General features: G+C 63.9%; 24 protein-coding genes. 8 read left to right on the plus strand and 16 right to left on the minus strand.

Annotation, left to right across the window (positions count from 1 at the left end; all coding sequences use genetic code 11):
* The first annotated feature begins 25 nt into the window (after positions 1–25).
* A complete protein-coding gene (locus AWB77_RS15680; RefSeq protein WP_157694820.1) occupies positions 26–1,924 on the plus strand; it encodes a tetratricopeptide repeat protein in 1,899 nt (632 codons plus the stop codon).
* Here the strand turns inward: AWB77_RS15680 and AWB77_RS15685 are convergent.
* From AWB77_RS15685 to AWB77_RS15725, 9 genes are all read right to left on the minus strand, one after another.
* Complete coding sequence (locus AWB77_RS15685) at positions 1,911–2,327, minus strand: CopD family protein (RefSeq protein WP_061135364.1); 417 nt, start codon at positions 2,325–2,327, stop codon at positions 1,911–1,913. The genes AWB77_RS15680 and AWB77_RS15685 overlap by 14 nt on opposite strands.
* 12 nt (positions 2,328–2,339) lie before the next feature.
* On the minus strand, positions 2,340–3,611 hold the full coding sequence (locus AWB77_RS15690; protein ID WP_061135365.1) for a glutamate-5-semialdehyde dehydrogenase: 1,272 nt from the start codon (positions 3,609–3,611) through the stop codon (positions 2,340–2,342).
* 108 nt (positions 3,612–3,719) lie between these two features.
* Positions 3,720–4,814 carry a DNA polymerase III subunit delta gene (gene holA, locus AWB77_RS15695; RefSeq protein WP_061135366.1) on the minus strand — a complete coding sequence of 365 codons (1,095 nt, stop codon included), beginning with the start codon at positions 4,812–4,814 and terminating at the stop codon, positions 3,720–3,722.
* Positions 4,815–4,836: 22 nt separating this feature from the next.
* The gene (locus AWB77_RS15700; protein ID WP_061135367.1) at positions 4,837–5,439 is read right to left on the minus strand and encodes an LPS-assembly lipoprotein LptE; all 603 of its coding nucleotides are present in this window, start codon (positions 5,437–5,439) and stop codon (positions 4,837–4,839) included.
* Positions 5,439–8,033, minus strand: a complete 2,595-nt coding sequence (leuS, locus tag AWB77_RS15705) for a leucine--tRNA ligase (RefSeq protein ID WP_061135368.1) — start codon at positions 8,031–8,033, stop codon at positions 5,439–5,441. The genes AWB77_RS15700 and leuS overlap by 1 nt, the downstream gene beginning before the upstream one ends.
* Before the next feature lie 189 nt (positions 8,034–8,222).
* Complete coding sequence (locus AWB77_RS15710; RefSeq protein WP_061135369.1) at positions 8,223–8,663, minus strand: ExbD/TolR family protein; 441 nt, start codon at positions 8,661–8,663, stop codon at positions 8,223–8,225.
* A gap of 8 nt (positions 8,664–8,671) precedes the next feature.
* Positions 8,672–9,337, minus strand: a complete 666-nt coding sequence (locus AWB77_RS15715; protein ID WP_061135370.1) for a MotA/TolQ/ExbB proton channel family protein — start codon at positions 9,335–9,337, stop codon at positions 8,672–8,674.
* 17 nt (positions 9,338–9,354) lie between these two features.
* Positions 9,355–10,152, minus strand: coding sequence for a 4-hydroxy-tetrahydrodipicolinate reductase (dapB, locus tag AWB77_RS15720; protein ID WP_061135371.1), 798 nt, complete (start codon positions 10,150–10,152; stop codon positions 9,355–9,357).
* Between the two features lie 120 nt (positions 10,153–10,272).
* A complete protein-coding gene (locus tag AWB77_RS15725) occupies positions 10,273–11,073 on the minus strand; it encodes an outer membrane protein assembly factor BamE (RefSeq protein ID WP_061135372.1) in 801 nt (266 codons plus the stop codon).
* Positions 11,074–11,248: 175 nt separating this feature from the next.
* On the opposite strand from AWB77_RS15725, the gene fur reads away from it, so the two are divergent.
* Together fur and AWB77_RS15735 are read left to right on the plus strand one after the other, a co-directional pair.
* Positions 11,249–11,677, plus strand: a complete 429-nt coding sequence (gene fur, locus AWB77_RS15730; RefSeq protein ID WP_008342866.1) for a ferric iron uptake transcriptional regulator — start codon at positions 11,249–11,251, stop codon at positions 11,675–11,677.
* A 281-nt stretch (positions 11,678–11,958) separates the two neighbouring features.
* Positions 11,959–12,348, plus strand: coding sequence for a hypothetical protein (locus tag AWB77_RS15735; protein WP_061135373.1), 390 nt, complete (start codon positions 11,959–11,961; stop codon positions 12,346–12,348).
* A 66-nt stretch (positions 12,349–12,414) separates the two neighbouring features.
* Here AWB77_RS15735 and gap read toward each other — a convergent pair whose 3' ends face one another.
* Together gap and tkt are read right to left on the minus strand one after the other, a co-directional pair.
* Positions 12,415–13,425 (minus strand): type I glyceraldehyde-3-phosphate dehydrogenase, encoded by a 1,011-nt coding sequence (gene gap, locus AWB77_RS15740; protein ID WP_061135374.1) that lies wholly within the window; start codon positions 13,423–13,425, stop codon positions 12,415–12,417.
* Between the two features lie 48 nt (positions 13,426–13,473).
* Positions 13,474–15,525, minus strand: coding sequence for a transketolase (gene tkt, locus AWB77_RS15745; RefSeq protein ID WP_061135375.1), 2,052 nt, complete (start codon positions 15,523–15,525; stop codon positions 13,474–13,476).
* A 480-nt stretch (positions 15,526–16,005) separates the two neighbouring features.
* On the opposite strand from tkt, the gene AWB77_RS15750 reads away from it, so the two are divergent.
* Together AWB77_RS15750 and AWB77_RS15755 are read left to right on the plus strand one after the other, a co-directional pair.
* Entirely contained in the window at positions 16,006–16,419 is a 414-nt protein-coding gene (locus tag AWB77_RS15750) for a VOC family protein (RefSeq protein WP_061135376.1), read from the plus strand.
* Between the two features lie 52 nt (positions 16,420–16,471).
* Entirely contained in the window at positions 16,472–17,209 is a 738-nt protein-coding gene (locus AWB77_RS15755) for a 16S rRNA (uracil(1498)-N(3))-methyltransferase (RefSeq protein WP_061135377.1), read from the plus strand.
* Positions 17,210–17,293: 84 nt separating this feature from the next.
* On the opposite strand, the gene AWB77_RS15760 is transcribed toward AWB77_RS15755, so the two are convergent.
* The 3 genes from AWB77_RS15760 to AWB77_RS15770 all read right to left on the minus strand — a co-directional run bounded on the left by AWB77_RS15760 (position 17,294) and on the right by AWB77_RS15770 (position 21,077).
* Complete coding sequence (locus tag AWB77_RS15760; RefSeq protein ID WP_061135378.1) at positions 17,294–17,857, minus strand: barstar family protein; 564 nt, start codon at positions 17,855–17,857, stop codon at positions 17,294–17,296.
* A gap of 4 nt (positions 17,858–17,861) precedes the next feature.
* Entirely contained in the window at positions 17,862–18,356 is a 495-nt protein-coding gene (locus AWB77_RS15765; protein WP_061135379.1) for a guanyl-specific ribonuclease, read from the minus strand.
* Between the two features lie 426 nt (positions 18,357–18,782).
* Entirely contained in the window at positions 18,783–21,077 is a 2,295-nt protein-coding gene (locus AWB77_RS15770) for an NADP-dependent malic enzyme (protein WP_061135380.1), read from the minus strand.
* Between the two features lie 241 nt (positions 21,078–21,318).
* On the opposite strand from AWB77_RS15770, the gene thiL reads away from it, so the two are divergent.
* Genes thiL through AWB77_RS15785 form a run of 3 tightly spaced genes read left to right on the plus strand, consistent with a single transcriptional unit; the run spans position 21,319 to position 23,360 of the window.
* Complete coding sequence (gene thiL / locus AWB77_RS15775) at positions 21,319–22,308, plus strand: thiamine-phosphate kinase (RefSeq protein ID WP_061135381.1); 990 nt, start codon at positions 21,319–21,321, stop codon at positions 22,306–22,308.
* Entirely contained in the window at positions 22,298–22,831 is a 534-nt protein-coding gene (locus AWB77_RS15780) for a phosphatidylglycerophosphatase A family protein (RefSeq protein ID WP_208601522.1), read from the plus strand. The genes thiL and AWB77_RS15780 overlap by 11 nt, the downstream gene beginning before the upstream one ends.
* Before the next feature lie 28 nt (positions 22,832–22,859).
* Entirely contained in the window at positions 22,860–23,360 is a 501-nt protein-coding gene (locus AWB77_RS15785; RefSeq protein ID WP_061135382.1) for a CinA family protein, read from the plus strand.
* A gap of 15 nt (positions 23,361–23,375) precedes the next feature.
* Here AWB77_RS15785 and pyrF read toward each other — a convergent pair whose 3' ends face one another.
* Both pyrF and AWB77_RS15795 read right to left on the minus strand, forming a co-directional pair.
* Positions 23,376–24,191, minus strand: a complete 816-nt coding sequence (pyrF, locus tag AWB77_RS15790; RefSeq protein ID WP_061135383.1) for an orotidine-5'-phosphate decarboxylase — start codon at positions 24,189–24,191, stop codon at positions 23,376–23,378.
* Positions 24,192–24,279: 88 nt separating this feature from the next.
* Positions 24,280–25,389: an aldose 1-epimerase gene (locus AWB77_RS15795; RefSeq protein ID WP_061135384.1), complete on the minus strand. Its 1,110-nt coding sequence runs from the start codon at positions 25,387–25,389 to the stop codon at positions 24,280–24,282.
* Positions 25,390–25,396 lie beyond the last annotated feature (7 nt).

Raw genomic sequence — 25,396 nt, forward strand, 5'->3', positions numbered from 1 at the left:
TCGAGCGAAACGCCAACGCTCGCCTATGCTGTTTATCACCCCTTCGCTCAAAGGAGCATCCATGAGCAGCAACTTTTCCGTCGAGCGCTTCGAGGCCTGCGTTCACGGCGGGAAGCCGGACGAAGCCATCGCGCAACTTTGCGAATTTGGCGAATTGCTCCAGGAGAGTCCGTTTGTCGATCTGACGACTTTGCTGCCGCCCTCCGACGCATGGCCGCGCCCCAATAGGAACCGGCTACTCGAACGCTTCTTCAGCCGCATGGCTGCGGGCATCGTCTCCCTTCTCGGAGACACCGAATTCACGCTCACCGATGCGCAGTTTCAGCAACTTGCCGGGACCCGCTCACTAATTCAGCATCTGCTCGGCGCGGCGCCGCTCAAGAATGCGGATCATGTCACGCGCCGGTTTCTTCCAGTAATCGAAGAAGACGGAACGGTTCGACTGCCTGTTCCGGATGCGATAAAAAGACTCAACATCCTCTGCAATTCTGAATCGCAACTGCCGCTGGACTTCAACGCGTGTATGCGCGCCGACCCGGCCCCGGCGCTGAATCTGGCGATTGCGATAGCCGGTGAGATACTTCCCGGCAGCGCCGACGCACATCGCAATCGCGAAGCGCTACTCGATTGGTTGTGCCCGGCGCTTGCAGACCAACACGATGTCCGGGACATCGAAATCAAGCGCTTGCTGTTTCTGTACATGCATTGCACCTACGCCGAGGTCGAGCATCGGCATGAGATCAAGCGAAGTATCAACCAGCTCGTGCGTAGAACCTTGGCGAAAACCGCGCTGACCGATCTAAATGTCAAGCTACCCGCCTGGCGAGCCGCGCGCGAACGGCCACTCATGCTCGTCGTGCTGGAAGCCTTCACGGATGGCCATTCGATCGCGCGCACTCACGGCCCCACGTTGGCCGCTGCGCGGACGCGTTTCGACGTCGTGGCGATGTGCTATGCCGACGCGATCGGCGATTACGGACGCAGCATCTTCACGCAGGTGATCGAACTGCCCGCCGACGGCGATTTCATGCGCACACTGATGACGATCCGGCAGTTCGCGGAGTCGGAACACCCCGATGTCCTTTACATGCCGAGCGTAGGCATGTCGCTGTTGACCCTCTGTGTCTCCAACATGCGGCTCGCGCCGCTGCAGATCGCCGGTTTGGGACATCCCGCGACCACGCATTCCGACTGCATCGATTATGTCAGTGTCGAGGAAGACTTCGTGGGCGATCCAGCGTGTTTCAGCGAAGCGCTTCTGCGGCTTCCGAGAGACGGGCAGCCTTATCGGCCATCGCCGTTCATGGAACCCGTGCGCGCCCGCCGGAAGAAAACCCCGGGGCACATCGATATCGGCGTTGCCGCAAGTCTGATGAAACTCTCGCCCAGTTTTTTGAACGCATGCCGCGAGATCTCCGCGCGCAGCAGGACTCCGGTCCACTTTCACTTCCTGACGAGCGGCGGGAACGCCGTCACGCTGCTGCATCTTGCAAAAGTGGCGCAGCAAGCCTGGGGTGCGGAAAACGGGACGGTGATGCCTGGCCAGTCCTATATGGACTACGTGAACTATCTCAACGACATGGACATGTTTCTGAGCCCGTTCCCGTTCGGCAACACGAACGGCATCGTGGACGCATTCACGGTCGGTCTGCCGGGCGTCTGCAAGACGGGGCGAGAGGTATTCGAGCGTATCGACGGTGCAATGTTCATGCGCGCCTACATGCCCGGCTGGCTGGTCGCGGATACGGTGGACGAGTACGTCGAATCGGCGGTCCGTCTTGCGAACAATCACGACGAGCGCGAATCGCTGCGCCGCTACATGCTCGAAAAGAACGTGGTAACGCGCTTTTTCGAAGGCCGTCCGGAAGTGTTCGGGGAAATGGTGCTCGATCTCGTCGAGCGGGAACGCCTCAAAACGGCTTGATCACCACGAGCAGCGTCGCGCCGAGCAGCCCGAGCACCGGCAGTTCGTTGAACATCCGATACCACTTGTCCGAGCGCCTGTTCTCGCCGCGTTGAAACGTGTGCAGCAAGCGCCCGCAATAGGCGTGATACGCGATCAGCAACACGACGATCGTGAGTTTCGCGTGCAGCCAGCCCTGCCCCGCGCCGATGCCGACGACGAGCCACAGCCACAGCCCGCACGCGAGCGCAGGCACGGCGATGAACGTCATGAAGCGAAAGAGCTTGCGCGCCATCAGCAAGAGGCGCGCGGTGGCGGCGGCATCCGTCTCCATTGCGAGGTTGACGAAGATGCGCGGCAGATAGAAAAGCCCCGCGAACCACGAAGCCACCAGCACGATATGCAGCGATTTGATCCAGAGCATCGGTTCTGATTTTTATCGACGAACTTCGCCGCGCCCCAGCACGACGTATTTCAGCGACGTCAGCCCTTCCAGGCCCACCGGTCCGCGGGCGTGCAGCTTGTCGTTGGAAATGCCGATTTCCGCGCCAAGACCGAATTCGAAGCCATCCGCGAAACGCGTGGAGGCGTTGACCATCACGCTCGCCGAATCCACTTCACGCAGGAAACGCATCGCGCGGTCGTGATCTTCGGTGACGATGGCGTCCGTATGATGCGAGCCGTATTCGTTGATGTGCGCGATCGCCTCGTCGAGATCGGCGACGATCTTGATTGCCAGCACCGGCGCGAGGTATTCGGTGCGCCAGTCTTCTTCGGTCGCATCGACGAGACCAGCGATCCCGGCCGCTTCGAGGACCGAGCGCGCTTCCGTGTCGACGCGCAGTTCGACATCCTTCGCCTGGAACGCACGCGCGAGCGACGGCAGCGCCTGCTGAGCGATGCCGCGTGCGACGAGCAGCGTTTCCATCGTGTTGCAGGTGCCGTAACGATGCGTCTTCGCGTTGTCGCAAATGACCGCGGCCTTCGCGAGATCGGCGCGGTCGTCCACGTAGACGTGGCAGATGCCATCGAGGTGCTTGATCATCGGCACGCGCGCTTCTTCCATCAGACGCGCGATCAGGCTCTTGCCGCCGCGCGGCACGATCACATCGACGAATTCGGTCATCGTGATGAGCTTGCCGACCGCCGCGCGATCCGCCGTTTCGACGACCTGCACCGCGTCCTGCGGCAAGCCCGCCGCCGCCAGCCCGACGCCGATCAGCTTCGCGAGCGCCGCGTTGCATTCGAGCGCCTCGGAGCCGCCGCGCAGAATCGCCGCATTGCCGGATTTGAGACAGAGCGCGGCGGCGTCGATCGTCACGTTCGGCCGCGATTCGTAGATGATGCCGATCACGCCCAACGGCACGCGCATCTGTCCGACCTGAATGCCGCTCGGGCGGAACTTCATCCCGCTGATTTCGCCGATCGGATCGGCCAGCGCGGCAACCTGGCGCAAGCCTTCGACCATCGTGCCGATTGCCTTGTCGGACAGCGTCAGCCGGTCGATGAACGCCGCGTCGTGACCCTTTTCGCGCGCACGGGCGAGGTCGCGCGCGTTGGCCTGCTTGAGCGCATCGCGCTCGCGTTCGATTGCGTTCGCAACCGCGTCGAGCGCCGCGTTCTTCGCCGCCGTCGACGCCCGCGCCATCGCGCGCGACGCCGTGCGCGCGCGGCGGCCGAGGTCGGTCATGTATTGGTCGATGTTCATCGTGGGTCTCTTCCTTGTGCCGCTTTCCTGAGCCGCCTCGCTGTCGAAGCGTCGATGCGTTCATTCTAAGCCGTTGCATCGATTGCAACAGCGTGTGACAAAAGCGTCCTAGCGACGCGGCGGGCGTGGCGATGGGGCGGCCTGCGCCGGCTTGCCGCCATGCGCGACGGCCATCGCCAGTTCGAACATGCCGGCCCACGGATCCGGCGGCGGCTCGCTGCCACGCTTGCCCGTACTACCCGACAGCCCCTTCACCTGCCGATCGAGCCGCGCCGCAAGCGACAGCGCCTTCTCCAGCGCCTCGTCCGTCACGCGCGAAAGCGCCGGCCCGATCAACCGTTCGCGCGGTCCCCAAACGCGGTTTTCGCGCATGAGCGTCGCGAGCGGCTTGCCCGATGCAACGCCCCGCTTGATGCGCAGCAGCGTGCGCACTTCTTCGACGAGCGCCCACAGCACGAGCACCGCCGCTTCGCCTTCGCCCTTGAGCCCGTCAAGCATGCGCGCGAGCCGGCCGACATCGCCGGTCAGCATCGCTTCGTTGAGCTTGAACACGTCGTAGCGCGCGACATTCAGCACCGCGTCGTGAATCTGTTCGAACGTGAGCACGCCTTCCGGGTACAGCAAGCCGAGCTTCTGAATTTCCTGATGCGCGGCGAGCAGATTGCCTTCCACCCGTTCCGCGATGAACGACAGCGCGCGCCGCCCTTCCTCGCCGGGAGCTACGCGCTGGCCCTGTTGAGCGAGGCGCTGGCCGACCCACATCGGCAACTGCGCGCGCTCGATCGGATCGACCTTCAGCGCGACGCCCGCGCCCAGCAACGCCGTGAACCAGCCGGATTTTTGCGTCGCGCCGTCGAGACGCGGCAGCGTAACGAGCGCGACGACGTCCGGATTGTCCGCATCGGCGAGCGTCTTCAGGGCTTCCGCGCCTTCCTTGCCCGGCTTGCCCGTGGGAATGCGCAGTTCGATCAACTGACGGTCGCCGAACAGCGACATCGATTGCGTCGCGCCGATGAGCGCGCTCCAGTCGAAACCGCGCTCGACCGTAAATACCGTGCGGTCGGTGAAGCCGTTCGCGCGCGCGGTGGCGCGGATGCGGTCGCACGCTTCCTGCGCGAGCAGATGCTCGTCGCCATAGACGACGTACAGCCCTTTCGGGCCTTTCGCGAGGTGCGCTTCCAGCGCGTCGAGCTTCAGTTGCATGATGCCGTTCGGACGCGCCCGATCAAAGCGGCGGCACCGGCAGCGGCGCGCGCGGCGCGACGCCCGGTGTCTGCTCGCCCGGCGCCGGATGCAGCGAGCGCACGGTCGCGAGACGACGCGTCAACTGATCGACAGCGTCGTTGCGCATATCGTTGTAGAGCAGCGTCGATTCCTGTGCCTTGGCGAGCGTGTATTGATCGCTGTACGTCATCGAGCGATTCAGCGCGATGACGCTCGGCGGAATGAGCAAGGTGCCGTCGGCGCCGAGCAGCGTGTAGTTCAGCGTGAAGACGAGCTCGTACTCCTGGATGACGCCCTGCGCATTCAGGCTCAGCGTGCGCAAGCCGGTGCCCTCGGACAGATTGAGCGTCGCGTCCGGTTTCTCGTAAGGCTTCACGATCACGGTGTCGCTGCCGCCCTGAACCATGCGTTCGAGGCGTGCGACCATCTGCGGCGTGCCGCCCGTGACCGCGAGCCGCTTGAACGCGTAGTCCTGCTGGCCGCGCAACTGGAAGCCGCACGCGGACAGGAGCGCCGCGCCGCCGAGGAGCGTGCCAAACGTGAGAAACGAGCGCCTGCTCGTGCTGACTGTGCCGGTCACATGCACCCCCTTGGTTTTGCGCATCAGACGACCACGTTGACGAGACGTCCCGGCACCACGATCACCTTCTTCGGGGCGCGGCCTTCCGCGAACTTCTCGAACATTTCGTGCGCGATCGCCGCTTTTTCGATGTCTTCGCGCGATGCATCCTTCGCGACCGTCAGCGCGCCGCGCACCTTGCCGTTGACCTGCAACACGAGCTCGATTTCCGACTGTTCGAGCGCGGCTTCGTCGACCTTCGGCCAGGGCGCGTCGAGCAGCGGGCCGAACTCCTTTTCGTAGCCCAGTTCCGACCACAACTGGAACGTGATGTGCGGCACAACCGGATACAGCACGCGCAAGAGCACGCCGAAGGTTTCGTTCAGCACGCCGGCGCCGGCCGTCTTCGCGCCTTCGACCGCGTTGAGCATCTTCATCGCGGCGGACACGACCGTGTTGTACTGCAGCCGGCCGTAGTCGAAATCGGCCTGCTTGAGCACGGTGTAGATTTCGCGGCGCAGCGTCTTGTCGGCGTCGCCGAGCTTCGATGCATCGAGCTTCGCGTGCTGGCGCAGCGCCTCGGCGTTGTCATTGGCGAAGTGCCACACGCGGCGCAGGAAGCGGCTCGCGCCTTCCACGCCCGCGCCCGACCATTCGAGCGATTGTTCCGGCGGCGCCGCGAACATCACGAAAAGGCGCGCGGTATCGGCGCCGTACTGGTCGATGAGCGTCTGCGGATCGACACCGTTGTTCTTCGACTTCGACATCTTCTCGACGCCGCCGAGCACGACCGGCTTACCGTCCGCATTGAGCGTCGCGCCGGTCGGACGGCCCTTGTCGTCGTGCGTGACCGTGACGTCGAGCGGGTTGTACCAGGTCTTCTTGCCGCTCGCGTCCTCGCGATAGAACGTTTCGTTCAGCACCATGCCCTGCGTGAGCAGATTCTTCGCGGGCTCGCCGAACTTGATGAGGCCCATGTCGCGCATGACCTTGGTCCAGAAGCGCGAGTACAACAGGTGAAGAATTGCGTGCTCGATGCCGCCGATGTACTGGTCCATCGGCATCCAGTAATCGGTGCGCTCGTCGACCATCGTAGGCGCGTCGGGCGCGCTGTATCGCGAGAAGTACCAGGACGAATCGACGAACGTGTCCATCGTGTCGGTTTCGCGCTTGGCCGCCGCGCCGCACTTCGGGCACGTGCAGTTCAGGAACGCTTCGGACTTCGCGAGCGGATTCCCCGAGCCGTCCGGCACGAGGTCTTCCGGCAGCACGACGGGCAGGTCCTTTTCCGGCACCGGCACGTCGCCGCAGCTCGGGCAGTGGATGATCGGAATCGGCGTGCCCCAGTAACGCTGGCGGGAAATGCCCCAGTCGCGCAGACGCCAGGTGATCTGCTTGTCGCCGAGGTCTTTCGCCTTTAGATCGGCGGCGATCGCGTTGATCGCTTCTTCCGTCGTCATGCCGTCGTACTTGCCGCTATTGACGAGCTTGCCCGCGGTCTTGTCGCCGTACCACTCTTCCCACGCGTCGGTCGAATACGTTTTGCCTTCGATGCTCACGACCTGCCTGATCGGCAAGCCGTACTTCTTCGCGAAGGCGAAATCGCGCTCGTCGTGCGACGGCACGCCCATCACCGCGCCTTCGCCGTAGGACATCAGCACGTAATTGCCGATCCACACTTCGACTTGCGCGCCTGTCAGCGGATGCGTGACGAAAAAGCCCGTGGGCACGCCCTTCTTTTCCATCGTGGCGACATCCGCTTCCGCGACGCCGCCGCGCTTGCATTCGTCGATGAACGCCTGAAGATCCGCGTTATCCCGCGCGAGACGCGTGGCGAGCGGATGCTCCGCCGCGACCGCCGCGAAGGTGACGCCCATGATGGTATCCGCGCGCGTGGTGAATACGCGCAACAGTTTCGCTTCGCCGTCGATTTCATACGGGAAGCCGAAGTTCACGCCGAAGCTCTTGCCGATCCAGTTCTGCTGCATGATCTTGACGCGCTCGGGCCAGCCGAGGCCTTCGAGATCGTCGAGCAGTTGATCCGCGTAATCGGTGATGCGCAGGTAGTACATCGGGATTTCGCGCTTTTCGACGAGCGCGCCCGAGCGCCAGCCGCGCCCGTCGATGACCTGCTCGTTCGCGAGCACGGTCTGATCGACCGGATCCCAGTTCACCGTGCCCGTCTTTTTGTACGCGATGCCCTTTTCCAGCATCTTGAGGAACAGCCACTGGTTCCACTTGTAGTAATCCGGCGAGCACGTGGCGACTTCGCGCGACCAGTCGATGGCGAGGCCCATCGACTGCATCTGCTTCTTCATGTACGCGATGTTCTCGTACGTCCACTTCGCCGGCGGCACGTTGTTCGCCATCGCCGCGTTTTCGGCGGGCATGCCGAACGCGTCCCAGCCCATCGGCATCAGCGTGTTGTGACCGTTCATGCGCAGGTAACGGTACATCACGTCGTTGATGGTGTAGTTGCGCACGTGACCCATATGCAGCTTGCCCGACGGATACGGCAGCATCGAGACGCAATAGAACTTGGGCTTGGCCGACGTCTCGGTCGTCCGGTAGACGTCGTTCGCGCGCCAGTTGCTCTGCGCGGCGGATTCGACGTCGGCGGGTACGTATTTATCGTGCATGGTGTGGTTTGGCTTTCGGCAAATGCTGGGAACGGACTTCAGGACCGGCGCTACGATGCGAGCGACGCGTCCGGCGCTGCGGCATTGCTGACACGGCGCGGCGTCGGAATTCGGGCCTGCCGGCTCGTGCAAAGCCCGCCGAACGGGGAAATGGCGATTATACCGTTCGATGCGCGCAGGCTCGCGCGCTTATTGCGCAGGCACCGGCGCTTGCGGCTTTGCGGGCTGCGTGACGAAGCCGATACGCTCGACGCCCGCCTGTTGCGCCGCGCCCATCACCTGCGCGATGACGTCGTAACGCGTCGCGCTCGATGCCCGCAGATGCAGTTCCGGCTTCTGCGCGCTCCTGGCCGCATCGGCGAAACGGGCGCGCATCTGATCGAACGTGACGGGCGTGTCGTTCCAGAAAAGCTTGTCGGCGTCGTCGATCGAAAGCGTGATGGTCTGCGGCGTCTCGCGCGCGGGCTGCGACGCGACTTTCGGCAGATCCAGCCGGATCGCGTGCGTGAACAGCGGCGCCGTGATGATGAAGATGACGAGCAGCACGAGCATGACGTCGATGAGCGGCGTCATGTTGATGTCCGCCATCGGCTGGCCGCCGGATTTCTTGTCGAGTCCGCCGAATGCCATCGCCGCGTCTACTCCGCCGGACCGCACACGAACGCGTGCAGATCGTGCGCGAAACCGTCGAGTTCTTCGGAAAGTTGCCGCACGTAGCGGCCAAGAATGTTGTATGCGAGCACAGCCGGAATCGCGACGACGAGCCCGAACGCCGTCATGATGAGCGCCTCGCCGACCGGACCGGCGACGTTTTCGATCATCGCCTGACCGCTCGCCGCGATGCTCGACAGCGCGTGATAGATGCCCCAAACGGTGCCGAGCAAGCCGACGAACGGCGCCGTGCTGCCGACCGATGCGAGCAAAACCTGACCGAACTCGAGCCGGCGTTGCGAACGAAGCAACGCATGACGCAACGCGCGCAGCACGCGTTCGCTGCGCTCGACGCGCGCGAGCATCGCGCCCGGCATTTCGGTTTCCGACGCGCGCCACGCGGCTTCGGCGAGCGGCAGAAACACACCCTCACGATCCGCGCGCTGCAACGCGCCGATACCCTCTTTCAGGCTCGCCGCCTGCCAGAACCGCTGCAATGCGCGCGGACCTTGCCACTTGGCGCGCGCGAGAACCCACGCCTTCACGAGCAGGAAACACCAGCTCGCGAGCGACATTGCGAGGAGCAGGGCCGCGACGGCGTGCGTCACGGCATCGCCGGATTGGAGGTAATGGATGACGCCCGTTGCTGCCATGTGAGTCAACGCAGAAGTCAACGCAGACCGAGGACGTCCTGCATGTCGAAGAAGCCCTTGTCGTGCCCTTCGAGGAAATGCGCGGCGCGCAGCGCGCCTTGCGCGTAGGAAAGACGGCTCGCCGACTTGTGCGTGATCTCGATGCGCTCGCCGATGCCCGCGAAGAGCACCGTGTGATCGCCGACGATATCGCCGCCGCGAATCGCCGAGAAACCGATGGTCGACGGATCGCGCTCGCCCGTCACGCCTTCGCGCGCGTACACGGCGCAGTCCTTGAGATCACGGCCCAGCGCCTTGGCGATCACTTCGCCCATGCCGAGCGCGGTGCCCGACGGCGCATCCACCTTGTGCCGATGATGCGCCTCGATGATTTCGATGTCGTAGCCGGTGGCGAAGTGCTTCGCCGCGAATTCGAGCAATTTCAACGTGACGTTCACGCCGACGCTCATGTTCGGCGCGAACACGACGCCGATCTTCTCGCCCGCCTGCTTCAACTGCGCCTTCTGCTCGTCCGAGAAACCGGTCGTGCCGATGATCATCTTCACGTCATGCCGAAGCGCGGCTTCGAGATGCGTCAGCGTGCCTTCGGGGCGCGTGAAGTCGATCAGGTAGTCGGCGTCGGCGAACACGCGCTCGATGTCGTCCGTGAGCAGCACGCCCGTCGTCTTGCCGAGGAACGCGCCCGCGTCCTGCCCGAGTTGCGGCACGCCGGGCCGGTCGAGCGCGCCGACGAGTTGCGCGTCCGGATCGTTGAGAACGGTTTCGGTCAGCATCCGGCCCATGCGGCCCGATGCGCCGGCAATGGCGATCTTCATGGCAGTCTCGTGTTGAACAGCGCGGCGAACGCGCGTTGGATGATGCGGATGCGCCGTGCCGATGAAGCGGCGCCGCGTCGATCAACGTGGCGCGGCTTCATCGCCGGATGGCTGAACTGCTTACTGGCCTTGCTGCGGCAGATAGAACTGCGCCTGGCCGCCCGAATTGGCTGGCGTCGGCGACGTACCCGCCGGGCCTACCGCGCTGCTGTCCGGAATGTTGATTGTCTGCGGACGGCGCTGCAGTTGAATCTGCGAGTTGCTCGCGCCTTGCGTGCTCGAGCCCGGCGCGCCGCCGCTGCTCTGCGGCACGTTCACGCGCACGGAAGACTGATTGCGGCCCGCCGGCATTTCGACTTGCGCCGTTGCGCGGTTCGCGGCCTGCGCGGCTTCCTGGTTCGCATCGCCGGCGAATGCAGCCGACGCGTTCGGTTGTGTCGACGGCTCGCCGACCGGCGCGGTCACCGCCGCAGCCGACGCCACCGGCGCCGATGCCGCCGCGGGCGGCGCGGCCTTCGCGACCTTGACACCCTTGTCGCCGTCGATCTCCGCGAGCAGTTCGAGGTTCGACGGCAGATTGTCGCCGCCCGACCAGCTCACGACGCGATCGCTCGCGAAGTTCACGACGAAGTCACGCTGCTGCACGACCGATGTGGACCCGCGCTTGAAATAGAACACGTAGTCCCATCGGTCGGCGTGGAACATGTCGGTCAGAAGCGGTGTGCCGAGAAGCTGCTTCACCTGATCGCGCGACATGCCGACCTGCATCTGCGCCGCGGCTTCCGCCGAAACGAAATTCCCCTGCACGACCGTGATCCGATACGGTGTGATGCTTTGCGCGATCTTCTGCGTGACGCTGTCGTACGCCGAGCAGCCGGCGAGCAATGCGGCCAAGGTTGCTGCAATCACGGTTCCCCGCATGCGACGGCTCTCCCTGCAATTCGATAAAGATTTGGAAAACATTTCACCTTTCACGCGAGGCGCTCCAAGGCCGCGCTCTTCTCGTCCGATTCGTCTTGTATCCGCAAGGAATATCGGGAACCGGAAAAACGCATTACTATGAGAACCTTGAATTGTACTCTAGGGATGCCTAGCCATGACCAATCCCGCCGATCTCAAAAATATCGGGCTCAAGGCGACCCTGCCCCGCCTCAAGATTCTCGAAATTTTTCAGCATAGTCCGGTGCGCCATCTGACCGCTGAAGACGTGTATCGAAGCCTTCTGAACGAGGAGCTCGATATCGGTCTTGCGACGGTTTATCGCGTGCTCACGCAGTTCGAGCAAGCCGGCCTGCTGTCGCGAAGCAATTTCGAATCGGGCAAGGCCGTGTTCGAGCTCAACGAAGGATCGCACCACGATCACCTCGTGTGCATCGACTGCGGTCGCGTCGAAGAATTTTTCGATGCGGAGATCGAACGCCGCCAGCAATCGATCGCGAAAGAGCGCGGCTTCAAACTCCACGAGCATGCGCTCGCGTTGTACGGCGCATGCACGAAGGAAAACTGTCCGCATCGCAAGCACTGAGCGTCGCCCGCCTTCGCAGGCGCGAGGCTGACAAACCGCCGTCCCTCTCACGATGGACGGCGGTTTCGTTTCGTTCATACCTTTTGCGATTCGCATCTGCGATCGATCGCAGTTCCATTTCGCCGCGCACTGTTCGTGTCGCTCGACGTTTTCCCGTTCTCAACCGTCCAAACGCGGCACTTCACGAAGCGTTCGCAGTCTCAGCAAGGGCCGTGCGTGATGGAGGTTTCTATCCGCTTGCGCTGCCCTGCAATTGGCGAACATCAAGAGGAGCAGCGTCGATGGACATGCAACAACTCGTATCGGAATTTCTCGCGTCGGAGCACGGCGCACAAGCCACGCAAGCATTGACCGACCAGGGCTTCAGCACCGAAGACAGTCAGCAGATGCTCGGCACCGCGGCCGAAACCGCGCACGCGCACGCCGAGGAGCAGAACGCCGGCGTGATGGGCAATCATCCCGGCAAGAGCTTTTTCGCCGCGTTCGCCGCCGGACTCGTGCGCGGCGACGGCTTTCTGAAGTCGATGGAAGAAGGTGGCGAAGGTATTCTCACCGGGCGCATCGCCGAATCGATCGCCGCGCGCATGGGGATCGACCCGGCGACGGCATCGACGGTTGCGGCGGCAGCGACGCCTTACGTCGTATCGTTCTTGCGCGAGAAGCTCGCCTAAAACTGAAGCACAAAAACAAAGCCGCTCCGAAGAGCGGCTTTGTTCATTTCGAAACGCTCGCGAGTTTTACTTCGCGTTCGCGAGAGCAACCGCCGTATCCAGCATGCGGTTCGAGAAGCCCCACTCGTTGTCGTACCAGCTCGACACCTTCACGAGACGGCCCGATACCTTCGTGAGCGTTGCATCGAACGTGGACGAAGCCGGATTGTGGTTGAAGTCGATCGACACGAGCGGCGCGTCGTTGTAGCCGAGGATGCCCTTCAGCTCGCCTTGCGACGCTTCCTTCATGATCTTGTTGACTTCTTCGACCGTCGTGTCGCGCGCGGCGATGAACGACAGATCGACGACCGACACGTTGATGGTCGGAACGCGGATCGCGTAACCGTCCAGCTTGCCGTTCAGTTCCGGCAGCACGAGACCGACGGCGGACGCCGCGCCCGTCTTCGTCGGAATCTGGCTGTGCGTGGCCGAGCGCGCGCGGCGCAGGTCTTCGTGATACACGTCGGTCAGAACCTGATCGTTCGTGTACGCGTGGATCGTGGTCATCAGACCGTTCACCAGACCGATCTTGTCGTTCAGCGGCTTGACGAGCGGCGCGAGGCAGTTCGTCGTGCACGATGCGTTCGAGATGACCGTGTCCGATGCCTTCAGCACGTTGTGGTTCACGCCATACACGATGGTCGCGTCCACGTCCTTGCCGCCCGGCGCCGAGATGATGACCTTCTTCGCGCCGCCCTTGATGTGCGCGCTCGCCTTTTCCTTCGTCGTGAAGAAGCCCGTGCACTCCATCACCACGTCGACCTTCAACTCGCCCCACGGCAGTTCCGCCGGGTTGCGGTTCGCGAGCACGCGGATCTTGTCGCCGTTGACGACGAGGTAATCGCCGTCCACCGACACTTCGCCCGGGAACTTGCCGTGCGCCGTGTCGTATTGCGTCAGGTGCGCGTTGGTCTTGGCATCGCCCAAGTCGTTGATGGCGACGATCTCGATGTCGTGCTTCTTGCCGTTCTCATAGAGAGCGCGCAGCGTGTTGCGGCCGATGCGGCCATAGCCGTTGATTGCAACGCGAATCGTCATAGTCTATCTCCTTGGCTTAAAAAAACCTTGCTTCGCTGACGTCAGTGCTCACGCGGCGAGAACGGCCTTTGCCGTTGCGACGACGTTCTCCACCGTGAAGCCGAAATGCTTGAAGAGCGCACCGGCCGGAGCCGATTCGCCGAACGTGTCGATGCCGACCACGCCGCCTTCGAGGCCCACGTACTTGCGCCAGAAATCCGTCACGCCCGCTTCGATCGCCACGCGCGCGACGCCCTTCGGCAGAACGCGTTCACGATATTCGGCGTCCTGCTTGTCGAAGACGTTCGTGCAGGGCATCGACACGACGCGCGCGCCAATGCCTTCCTTCGCCAGCGCCTCGACCGCTTCCATCGCGAGCTGCACTTCGGAGCCGGTCGCGAGGAGAATGATCTTGCGCGCGGGGATGTCGTCGTTCCAGTCGCGCAGCACGTAGCCGCCCTTCGCGATGTTGGCGATCTGCACGTCGTCGCGCTTCGAATATTGCAGGTTTTGGCGGCTGAAAATCAGCGTCGACGGGCCGTTGTGCGAAATCGCATGCGTCCACGCGACCGCCGTTTCGACGGTATCGGCCGGGCGCCACGTCTGCAGATTCGGGATCAGGCGCAGGCTCGAGACATGTTCGATCGACTGGTGCGTCGGACCGTCCTCACCGAGACCGATGGAATCGTGCGTGAACACGAAGATCGAGCGCGACTTCATCAGCGCGGCGACGCGCAGCGCGTTGCGGCTGTAATCCGAGAACGTCAGGAACGTGCCGCCGAACGGACGATAGCCGCCGTGCACCGCGATACCGTTGATGGCCGCGCTCATGCCGAACTCGCGCACGCCGTAATTGATGTGATTGCCCCACTGGATGCCCGCGTGTTCCGGATTCGCGTTTTCCGCGTCACCGGCGGCGCGCACGGCTTTCGCGGCCTTCCAGTTGGTGAGGTTCGAGCCGGTCAGGTCCGCCGAACCGCCGAGCAGCTCCGGCAGCGCGGCCGCCAGACCTTCGATGGTGTTCTGCGATGCCTTGCGCGTCGCGATGGTTTCGGCCTTCTGGTTCGCGTCCTCGATGATCTTCGCGGCCGCTTGTGCCCAGTTCGCGGGCAGCTCGCCGCTCATGCGCCGCGTGAATTCGCTCGCTTCGGACGCGTACTTCGCCTTGTAGGCATCGAACGCCTTGTTCCATTCCGTTTCGGCGTGCGTGCCTTGTTCCTTCGCGTCCCACGCCGCATACACTTCCTGCGGAATTTCGAACGGACCGTAGTTCCAGCCGATCGCCGCGCGCGTCGCCGCGATTTCCTTGTCGCCGAGCGGCGCGCCGTGCGCGTCGTGACCGCCCGCCTTCGTCGGCGCGCCCTTGCCGATGACCGTGCGGCAGCAGATCAACGTGGGCTTGTCCGACTTCTTCGCCTGCGCGATGGCGGCGTCGACCGCATCGACGTTATGGCCGTCGACCGCACGGATCACGTTCCAGCCGTAGGCTTCGAAGCGCTTGGGCGTGTCGTCGTGGAACCAGTGCTCGACGTGGCCGTCGATGGAGATGCCGTTATCGTCGTACAGCGCGATCAGCTTGTTCAGCCTGAGCGTGCCCGCGAGCGAGCAGGCTTCGTGCGAGATGCCTTCCATCAGGCAGCCGTCGCCGAGGAAAGCATACGTGTAATGGTCGACGATCTTCGCGTCCGCCTTGTTGAACTCGGCGGCGAGCAGCGCTTCGGCGAGCGCCATGCCGACCGCATTGCCGATGCCCTGGCCGAGCGGGCCGGTGGTCGTCTCGACGCCCGCCGTCATGCCGTATTCAGGATGGCCCGGCGTCTTCGAATGCAACTGGCGGAAGTTCTTGAGCTCGCTCATCGGCAGATCGTAACCGGTGAGGTGCAGGAGCGAATACAACAGCATCGAACCATGACCGTTCGACAAAACGAAACGGTCGCGATCGAACCAGTGCGGGTTCGCCGGGTTGTGCTTCAAATGGCGCGACCACAACGCGACGCCGATTTCCGCCATGCCCATCGGCATGCCGGGATGGCCGGAGTTGGCTTGTTGAACGGCGTCCATGGCAAGCGCGCGGATTGCGTTGGCCATGAGGGCGGTCTGGCTGGAGGTCGGGATCGTCATGTCGAGTCTGGGGCAGGTCCTGAAATGATCCGCGGTGCTTCTCTTGCAGTACTTCTCACTCGGGCCGGACCCGCGGGGCGCAACGTTTTCAGGACCGGCACGACGAGAAACGACGAGGATCGGAAGCCCGTCATTCTAACAGACCGGTCCGATTGACACGCGTCTGTAAGGCAGCGGATCGCGTGCAAACCGGGTGCGGCCGGGTGTCCCGGGGCGCGGGCATGTTCCGTGCAAATCACGCGTCGGCGCCGCGAGGGAAGCGCCTCGCGCCGCATGCATCGCAATCGGTACGACACTGTCACGACTGTGTGACAACGCGTGACGTTACACGCGGACGCGCATCGGCACCGGACGATCATTCGTCGAAATCGGTCCGGCGCGCCGCTACGGTTTGCAAGTTTCCGGCCGGGCGATTGATCGTACGGCTTCGTGGCAAAATGTTCCCCATCTGCAGCAACAAGGCTTCAAGGAGTGCTTTCGATGACCGACCCCCGCCCCGCCGACGTGCCGTGGTTGACTCCGTATCTCACCGTGCGCGACGCGCGCGTGAGCATCGCGTTCTATGAAAAGGCGCTGGGCTTCGTGATGCGCGACAGCGTGAACGACGACGGCACGATCATCCACGTCGAGATGACGTATCGCGGGCAGTTGATCGTGATGTTCGCGCCCGAAGGCGCATACGGCTCGCAGGCGCGCACGCCGAAGAGCGCGGGGCAAATGGCGCCGCAGTCGTTCTATCTGTATGTGGATGATGTCGACGCCACGTTTCAGCAGTCGCTGGCTGTCGGCGCTAAGGCGCTGATCGAGCCGCAGGACCAGTTCTGGGGCGACCGCTTCGCGCAGATCGAGGACCCGGACGGCTATCGCTGGGCGCTCGCGCGGCATCTGGGCTGAATCCACAGGCATTTCACTATCCGCGGACGGCCCCGTCCGCGATCAAATCTTCATGCCACGCTTTTATGTCGACGGCCCGCTTCGCGTGGGCGACACGCATCCCCTTCCCGACGACGTCGTTCGTCACGTTCACGTGCTGCGTCTGCAAATCGGCGACACGATCACGCTCTTCGACGGCCGCGGTGGCGAATATCGCGGCGAGCTCGTCGATATCGCCAAACGCGCAGCGACCGCGCGCATCGACGAACACAGCGCCCGCGAAGCCGAGCCGCCATACCGCGTGACGCTCGCGCAAGGCGTGGCGGGCGGCGACAAGATGGACTGGCTCATCGAAAAGGCGGTGGAGCTGGGCGTGTCGGGCATTGCGCCGATCACGGCCGAACGCGGCGTCGTGCGTCTCGCCGGCGATCGGGCGTTGAAGCGGCAGGCGCACTGGCAGGCGCTGACGCGTGCGGCGTGCGAGCAATGCGGACGCAACCGCGTGCCCGAAGTCGCGCCGCCGCGCGATCTCGACGCCTGGCTCGCCGGTCTGCCCGCCGCCACCGATGGCGAGTTGCGCCTGCTGCTCTCGCCGCGCGCCGAAGTCGGCTTTGCGTCGCTGCCCGCCGAAGCGCCGTCGAGTCCTGTCACTGTGCTGATCGGGCCGGAAGCGGGTTTTTCGCCCAGCGAAGAAAACGCAATCGTCGATGCCGGATTTGCGACGCTCGGCCTCGGTTCACGCGTGCTGCGCACGGAAACGGCGGGCATCGCGTTGCTTGCGGCGCTGGCGGCGCGCTGGGGCGGCTGGTAATCCGAGGACGCCCAAACGAAAACAGCCCGAGCGGGATATCCCGTCGAGCTGTCTTTCAGCTTGCGCCGAAGCCGGCGCGAGCGGTCAAACGAACGAATAGAAGACGCGGAACGCCACTTTCCTCTCGCCCCAGAATTCCGCCGCATCGCGGAAAACGTCGAGCAGCACTTCGCGGCCTTCCTTGTCGAACTTCTGCGCGATCGGCAGTTGTTCGAGCACGATCACGAAGCCCGGTTGCGAGCCGGCCTTGTGGACGAGTTCGGTGAGCGAATCGTAGAGCGCGTCGTAGTTCTTGCCGAAGTGCTTGGGAAACAGAAACGACGTGGCGATGGTCTCGAGCACTTCCTGCTTGCTCTGCGCCTGGCCGAGATAGGCGTAGAGAAAATGCTGGCCGAGGCGGTTGGCCTCGTCCGCGAGTTCCTGCACGCGGAACGCACGAATCGACTGCACGATGTTTGGCCGCACCGTGGCGAACAGCGCTTCCGGATCCTCTTGCGGATGGAACTCTTCGGGCCTGGTCTCGTCGTCGGGTCTGTTGTCGTGTTCTGTCATGCGTAGCCGCAATACTCGCTGAAACAGGTTGCCATCGCCGGTGGCGAAAAGATCACTCGCGACGCTGTGGTCGTGCGCGTAGATGTTGTCGCTCATGCCGTTAATCCCGTAGTTGATCCGCAATGCGTTTGAAACTGGTGTAGTGGTCGTCCGAGTAGTAGCAATCGCCGAGCTGCTTCTTCGGGCCGCCGCACACGATCCGGCGCGCGCCGCGATCCCTCGCGCGAGGCGTAGGAACGGTGTATTCGTGGTAGTAGCCGCGTGGATGCCGCGGAAGCAAACGCTCGCGATTGCCGAACACGACGCCGTCCTTCTCGAAAGGGAAAGGGCCGCCCGCCTGAATCAGCCGCAATGTCGCGACCGCCTGCCTGGGCAACTGCGCAATGTGGACGGTGGCCAGCCCGTCACGCTCCTGCCCGCCGTCCGCGTCGAGCTGCTTATGCTGCGGCTCGCGGACCGGCTCCGCTGGCGAGACCGGCGCGGAACTCGCCGAAGCAACCGTTTCCTGAACTCCGCTTCGCGGTTCATCCTTGCCGCACGCGCCCAACAGGACGCCCAAGGCGACGAAAAAGGAAAGAGCGCTCGCGCGTGTCACCAGGCGGTTGTCCTCGCGTTACACCAGAATTCGACGACCATGAAAGATGTAAGGGTATCGCTAATGGCAGGTCGAAGCAACGTTCCGCGGAAAATCGGAATTTTTTTCTCGTTTCGTCAAAGCCGTGAAATTCTGAACGAGCTTTCGTCAGATGAATTAGCCCGAATCTGAGAGATTTTTAGCTTCCGAAAGCTAATAATTGACTCGTGGGATCTCGAAGCCTCTGGACGAGTCGCCTCACTCGTCGCCAGCTTCACCGGCATCGCGCTCGTCGGATGATCCTGCTTTTTGCGGGTAAAAAGCAGAACTCCCCTTGTGCTTTTTCTCGGGCGTGCCGTGTTCATGCGGCACGCTTTTTTTTCGCCCGGACAAATAGAAAGCGGCGGGACGCCCCGCCGCCATCTCATACCGCAACCAACGCCGCGATCAGCGCGCCGCCGACGCGTCAGCCACCAGCAATGCCGTCATGTTGACGATGCGTCGCACGGTCGCCGACGACGTCAGCACGTGAACCGGCTTCGCCGCGCCGAGCAGGATCGGCCCGATCGCAATGCCGCTTCCCGCCGCCGTCTTCAGCAGGTTGTACGAGATGTTCGCCGCGTCGATGTTCGGCAGGATCAGCAGATTCGCGTCGCCTTCGAGCGTCGATTCGGGCAGCACTTCCTTGCGCAACCGTGCATCGAGCGCGACGTCGCCGTGCATTTCACCGTCCACATCGAGATCGGGCGCGCGGTCTTTCAGGATCGCGAGCACGTCGCGCATCTTCTGCGCGCTCGGCGCGTTGCTCGTGCCGAAATTGGAATGCGACACGAGCGCGATCTTCGGCACGATGCCGAAGCGCTTCACTTCTTCCGCAGCCAGAATCGTGATTTCGGCGAGCTGCTCGGGCGTCGGATCGACGTTCACGTGCGTATCGACGATGAAAATCTGGCGGCCCGGCAACACGAGCGCGTTCATGGCCGCGTAGACCTTCGCGCCTTCCTTCTTGCCGATCACCTGATCGATGAAGTGCAAATGCCGATGCGTCGTGCTCACCGTGCCGCAGATCATGCCGTCGGCTTCGCCCTTCTGCACGAGCATTGCGCCGATCAGCGTCGTGCGGCGGCGCATTTCGAGCTTCGCCATCTGCTGGCTGATGCCCTTGCGCGCCATCATCTTCGCGTACGACTGCCAGAAATCGCGATAACGCTCGTCGTGGTCGGTATCGACGACGGTGAAATCGACGCCCGGCGCAAGACGCAGGCCGAACTTCTGGATGCGTTGCTGGATCACCGCCGGACGGCCGATGAGAATCGGCTTCGCGATCTTTTCATCGACGGCGATCTGCACCGCGCGCAGCACGCGCTCTTCCTCGCCCTCCGCGAACACGATGCGCTTCTTCTCCGGCTCGACGCTGCGCGCGAGCTGGAACACGGGCTTCATCGTCGTGCCGCTGTGATAGACGAACTGCTGCAAATGCTGCTCGTAGGCGTCCATGTCCTCGATCGGACGCGTCGCCACGCCGCTGTCCATCGCGGCCTTCGCGACGGCCGGCGCGATCTTCACGATGAGACGCGGATCGAACGGCTTCGGAATCAGATATTCCGGCCCGAACGACAAATCCTGAATGCCGTATGCCGTCGCGACGATATCGCTTTGCTCCTGACGCGCCAATTCCGCGATCGCGTTCACGGCCGCGATCTCCATTTCCTTCGTGATGACGGTCGCGCCGACATCGAGCGCGCCGCGGAAAATGAACGGAAAGCACAGAACGTTGTTGACCTGATTCGGATAATCCGTGCGGCCGGTGGCGAGCACGGCGTCCGGGCGCACTTCGAGCGCGAGTTCCGGCAGGATCTCCGGCGTCGGATTCGCGAGCGCGAGAATCAGCGGCTTTGCGGCCATCTGCTTGACCATGTCCTGCTTGAGCACGCCGCCCGCCGACAGACCGAGGAACACGTCCGCGCCTTCGACCACTTCGGCGAGCGTGCGCGCATTCGTTTCGCGCGCGAAGAGTTCCTTGTCCGGATCCATCAGTTCCGTGCGGCCCTTGTAGACCACGCCGGCCAGATCGGTCACGAAAATGTTCTCGCGCTTCATGCCGAGATCGACGAGCAGATTCAGACACGCCAGCGCCGCCGCGCCTGCGCCCGAAGCGACGAGCTTCACTTCGCCGATGCTCTTGCCGACCACCTTCAGCCCGTTCGTGATCGCCGCCGCAACGACGATCGCAGTGCCGTGCTGATCGTCGTGGAAGACGGGAATCTTCATGCGCTTGCGGCATTCCCGCTCGACGATGAAGCAGTCGGGCGCCTTGATGTCTTCCAGATTGATGCCGCCGAAAGTCGGCTCGAGCGCGGCGATTACGTCGACGAGCTTGTGCGGATCGCTTTCGTTCAGCTCGATATCGAACACGTCGATGCCCGCGAACTTCTTGAAGAGCACGGCCTTGCCTTCCATGACCGGCTTCGACGCGAGCGGCCCGATGTTGCCGAGACCCAGCACGGCCGTGCCATTGCTCACGACGCCCACGAGATTGCTGCGCGCGGTGAAACGCGCGGCGTTCAGCGGATCTTCGACGATCGCTTCACACGCGAACGCAACGCCCGGCGAGTAAGCCAGCGCAAGGTCGCGCTGGTTGATCATCTGCTTGGTGGGCGCGATCGCGATCTTTCCAGGGACGGGAAATTCGTGATAGTCGAGCGCAGCTTCGCGCAACTTGGTATTGGCGTCAGTCGTCATAAGGCGGGCTAGCAGTGCGGGAATTAGAATGGAAGTTCGAACGCATTGTAGCGCCAATCAGACGCAGTTTCGGACGGCGCTCCATGCATTTCGGCTACAAGTGCCGTGACTGGAACACGTCTGATCGGGCCGTCCGGCAAGCGTTCGCGGGCATCGGCCGAGTTTTATCGAGATATGGCGCGGGTTTGCGCGCGCTGCGTTCTCATCGTGCATTGCAACAATCCAACCTCAATCGCCGACGATGCTTTCCGAGTTTTCCCTGATCGACCGCTTCTTTGCCCGCCGCGCGACGGCGCCCTCGCCCCGTCATCAGGACGAGGCCGCGACGCCGCTCGGCATCGGTGACGACTGCGCGCTCATTGCGCCGCCCGCCGGTCACCAGCTTGCCATTTCGACGGACATGCTGGTCGAAGGCCGCCACTTCTTCGCCGATGTCGATCCGAACGCGCTCGGCCACAAGGCGCTCGCGGTGAACCTGTCCGATCTCGCCGCGATGGGCGCCGCGCCGCACGCGTTCACGCTCGCGCTCGCGTTGCCGCGCGCCGACGAAGCGTGGCTCGAAGCGTTCAGCGACGGCCTCTTCGCGCTTGCAGAGCGATATGACTGCGCGCTCGTCGGCGGCGATACGACGAGCGGCCCGCTCAACATCTGCATCACGGTGTTCGGGGACGTGCCGCACGGTGCGGCATTGCGTCGCGACGCCGCGCGGCCCGGCGACGACATCTACGTGTCCGGCACGCTGGGCGATGCGCGCGCGGGCCTCGGCGCGATTCGCGGCGAATGGCGCGTGCCGCGAGGTGCCGGCTGGCAGCGCGCGCTGGAGCGGCCCGAGCCGCGCGTCGCGCTCGGCCTGGCGCTGCGCGGCGTCGCGCACGCGGCGCTCGATATCTCCGATGGCCTCGCCGGCGATCTCATGCACATCCTGAAACGATCGGGCGTGCGCGCCATCGTCGACGCCGATGCCGTGCCGTGCTCGGACGCCGTGCGCGCGCTGCCCGACGCGGCGCGCCGCCAATGCACGCTCGCGGGTGGAGACGACTATGAACTGTGCTTCACCGCGCCCGCCGCTTCCCGCGACGCGCTAGCGAATATCGCGATGCGCGTGCAGGTGCCGCTGACGCGCATCGGTACAATCGAATCATCCGGTGCGCCTGGAATCGCCTGGCGCGATGCTTCGGGCGCACTGCTCTCCCTGACGTTGCAAGGCTTCGATCATTTCCATGCAGACTGACCCCACGCTAGCGGGCGACCCGAACGCGCCGCGCAGCAAGCCGCGCAAGGCGAGCGCGCGCTTCATGCTCGACCATCCGCTTCATATTCTTTCGCTCGGCTTCGGCAGCGGGCTTTCGCCCATCGCGCCGGGCACGGTCGGCACGCTCTTCGCGTGGGTGTCGTTCGTCGTGTTCAATCCGCACCTGACGGTCGCGGAATGGGGCGCGCTGATCGTCGCGGGCTTCATCGCCGGATGCTGGTTCACGGGCTTCACCGCGAAGAAGATGGGCACCGAGGATCCGTCGCCGGTCGTGTGGGATGAAATCGTCGCGTTCTGGCTCGTGCTGCTGCTCGTCACGCCTGCAACCTTCACCGGCCAGTTGTGGGCGTTCATCGTGTTTCGCTTCTTCGACATGGTGAAGCCGCCGCCGATCCGTTATTTCGATCGCCGTCTGAAAGGCGGCTTCGGCATCATGTTCGATGATCTCGTCGCGGCATTCTTCGCGCTGCTCGTGATCGCGCTCTGGCGCATGACCGTCTGATTTTCATCCATCCACCGAGAACATCGTCATGGCAACCGACACCGTCGTTCACCAACTCGCGATTCGCGCCGGCAACAAGCTGCGCGACGAACGGCTGACGCTCGCCACCGCCGAGTCGTGCACGGGCGGCATGGTCGCGACCGCCATCACAGACATTTCCGGCAGCAGCGCGTGGTTCGAGCGCGGCTTCGTCACGTATTCGAATCTTGCGAAGATCGAGATGATCGGCGTGCCCGCGACGCTGATCGAGCAGCACGGCGCGGTGAGCGAGCCCGTCGCGAAAGCGATGGCCGAAGGCGCGCTGCGCAATAGCCGCGCGCAGGTGTCCGTGTCGATCACGGGTGTTGCCGGACCGGCGGGCGGCAGCGAGGCGAAGCCGGTCGGCACCGTGTGCTTCGGATGGAGCAATCGTCTGCATACGCAGATCGAGACGCAGCATTTCAAGGGCGACCGCGAACAGGTGAGAACGCAGGCCGCCGCCCATGCGTTGCGCAAGCTGCTGGAGTTTCTGGATCAGCGCGAGCGGTGAGCGCGCGCGTCCGGATCACCGATACTGATTGATGGTGTCGCGCGTCTTCTTCGCCGCTTCGGCGGCGGCTTGCGCGTAGTCGTCGCCCTTGCCCGCGTAGATGATCGCGCGCGACGAATTGATCAGCATGCCCGCGCCGTTCGCGGTGCGGCCCGCGCGCACGGTCGCTTCGACATCGCCGCCCTGTGCGCCGATGCCCGGAATCAGCAATGGCATATCGCCGACGATTCCCCGCACCGTTTCGATTTCCTTCGGAAACGTCGCGCCGACGACGAGCCCGAGCTGGCCGTTGTCGTTCCACTTCTGCGCCGCGAGTTGCGCGACGACCTGATACAGCGGCTTGCCGTCGGACGTCGAGAGGAATTGCAGATCCGAGCCGCCCGCGTTCGACGTGCGGCACAACACGATCACGCCCTTGCCTTCGTGCGCGAGATACGGCTCGATCGAATCGAAGCCCATGTACGGATTGACCGTGACGGCATCGGCCTTGTAGCGCTCGAACGCTTCCTTCGCGTATTGCTCCGCCGTGCTGCCGATATCGCCGCGCTTCGCATCCAGAATCACCGGAATGCCGGCGTGTTTCTCGTGGATATGCGCGATCAGCGCTTCGAGCTGGTCTTCCGCGCGATGCGCCGCAAAATACGCGATCTGCGGCTTGAACGACGACGCATACGGCGCGGTCGCATCGACAATGGTCTTGCAGAATTCGAAGATCGCGTCGGGCCGGCCGTTGAGCGCGGCGGGAAACTTGGCCGGCTCGGGATCGAGGCCGACGCACAGCAGCGATTGCGTGCGCGACCACGCGTCGTTGAGCGTTTGAATGAAGGACATGGCGGGATTTCGTTGAACGTCGATGCCACGCATTTTAACGTGCGCGGCATCGCGTTCCGGCGTGGCATCAGCGTGAAGTCAACGCGGATCAGCGCGATGCGTCGCGTGCGCGCGCCTTCGCGCCTGCCCGCGTGCGCGGCCTGCCACGCCGCGTCGCTTCGCCGGTGCGCTCGACCGTGAAGCGGAATTCGCGCGACAGCCGTTCGCCCGGTTCGAGCACGGTCATGCCGTTCGCTTCGCCGCCGCCGGGCAGATTCACCGCGTTGATCGGGTGATCGACCGGCTCGAAGCAGAAGAAGCTCTCGCCGGGCGGCGCGTAGAGCACATAGTAATCGGTGTCGGCGGCGATCGTGAGCGACAGGCGCCGCTGCGGCCAGAGCACGCTCGTGCGGCCGCTCCATCCGGTGAACGCGTTGTTGACCATCTCCGACGGCATCGGATAGGCGACGCCGAATTGCCACGCGGGCGGCGCCGGCACGTGGCGCACCGGCAGCCAGTCGTCGCCGCAGAGCCACACGCCGCCCGCCGCCGCCGACAACTCCGTGTCCGCCTCGCGCATCAGGAAAGGATGCAGCCCGAGCCCGAACGGCAGAGCGTCGTCGCCGGTATTTTCGACATCGAGCGTGACAACGAGCGTCGCTTCTTCGAGCGCGTAAGTCTGCGCGGCGCGAAACGCGTACGGCTTGCCGTCGCTGCGATCGAGCGTGAGTCGCACGAACGCCGGTGTTTCCTCCGCGACTTCCCACGCGCCCAGCCAGCCGTCGCCATGCAGCGGCAGCGGTTCGCCCGCGCGATTGCAGGGCACGTCGATCGAACGCCCCGAAAACTGAAAATGCCCGTTGCCGATGCGGTTCGAGTACGGCAAGAGCGGATAGCACGCGAGCTGGTTCGGATCGGTGTCCGGTCCCGGTTCGACGCACGGCCGGAAGATCGGCACGAGTGTGCCTTCGTGACGCCAGTCGAAGCGCGTGATGCCGCCGCCGAGCGACGGGGCGAGTTCGAGCCGCAGATGCGCGTTGGCGAGCGTGATGCAACCTTCGGTATCGCGGCCGCCCATCGCGACGACGGCGGTGCTCGGGCCGGGGCGGACCGGCGGTTCGGTGGCGGCGGCCAGCCGCGAGCGGCGTGCGTTCGCGTTCGCCTGCGCCTTGGACGTCGATGCAGGCTTCGGTCTTTGCTCTGTGCGCGCAACAGTCATGACTCGT

This window comes from Caballeronia fortuita (assembly GCF_001544835.2).
In the GTDB taxonomy this organism is placed as follows: Bacteria; Pseudomonadota; Gammaproteobacteria; order Burkholderiales; family Burkholderiaceae; genus Caballeronia; species Caballeronia fortuita.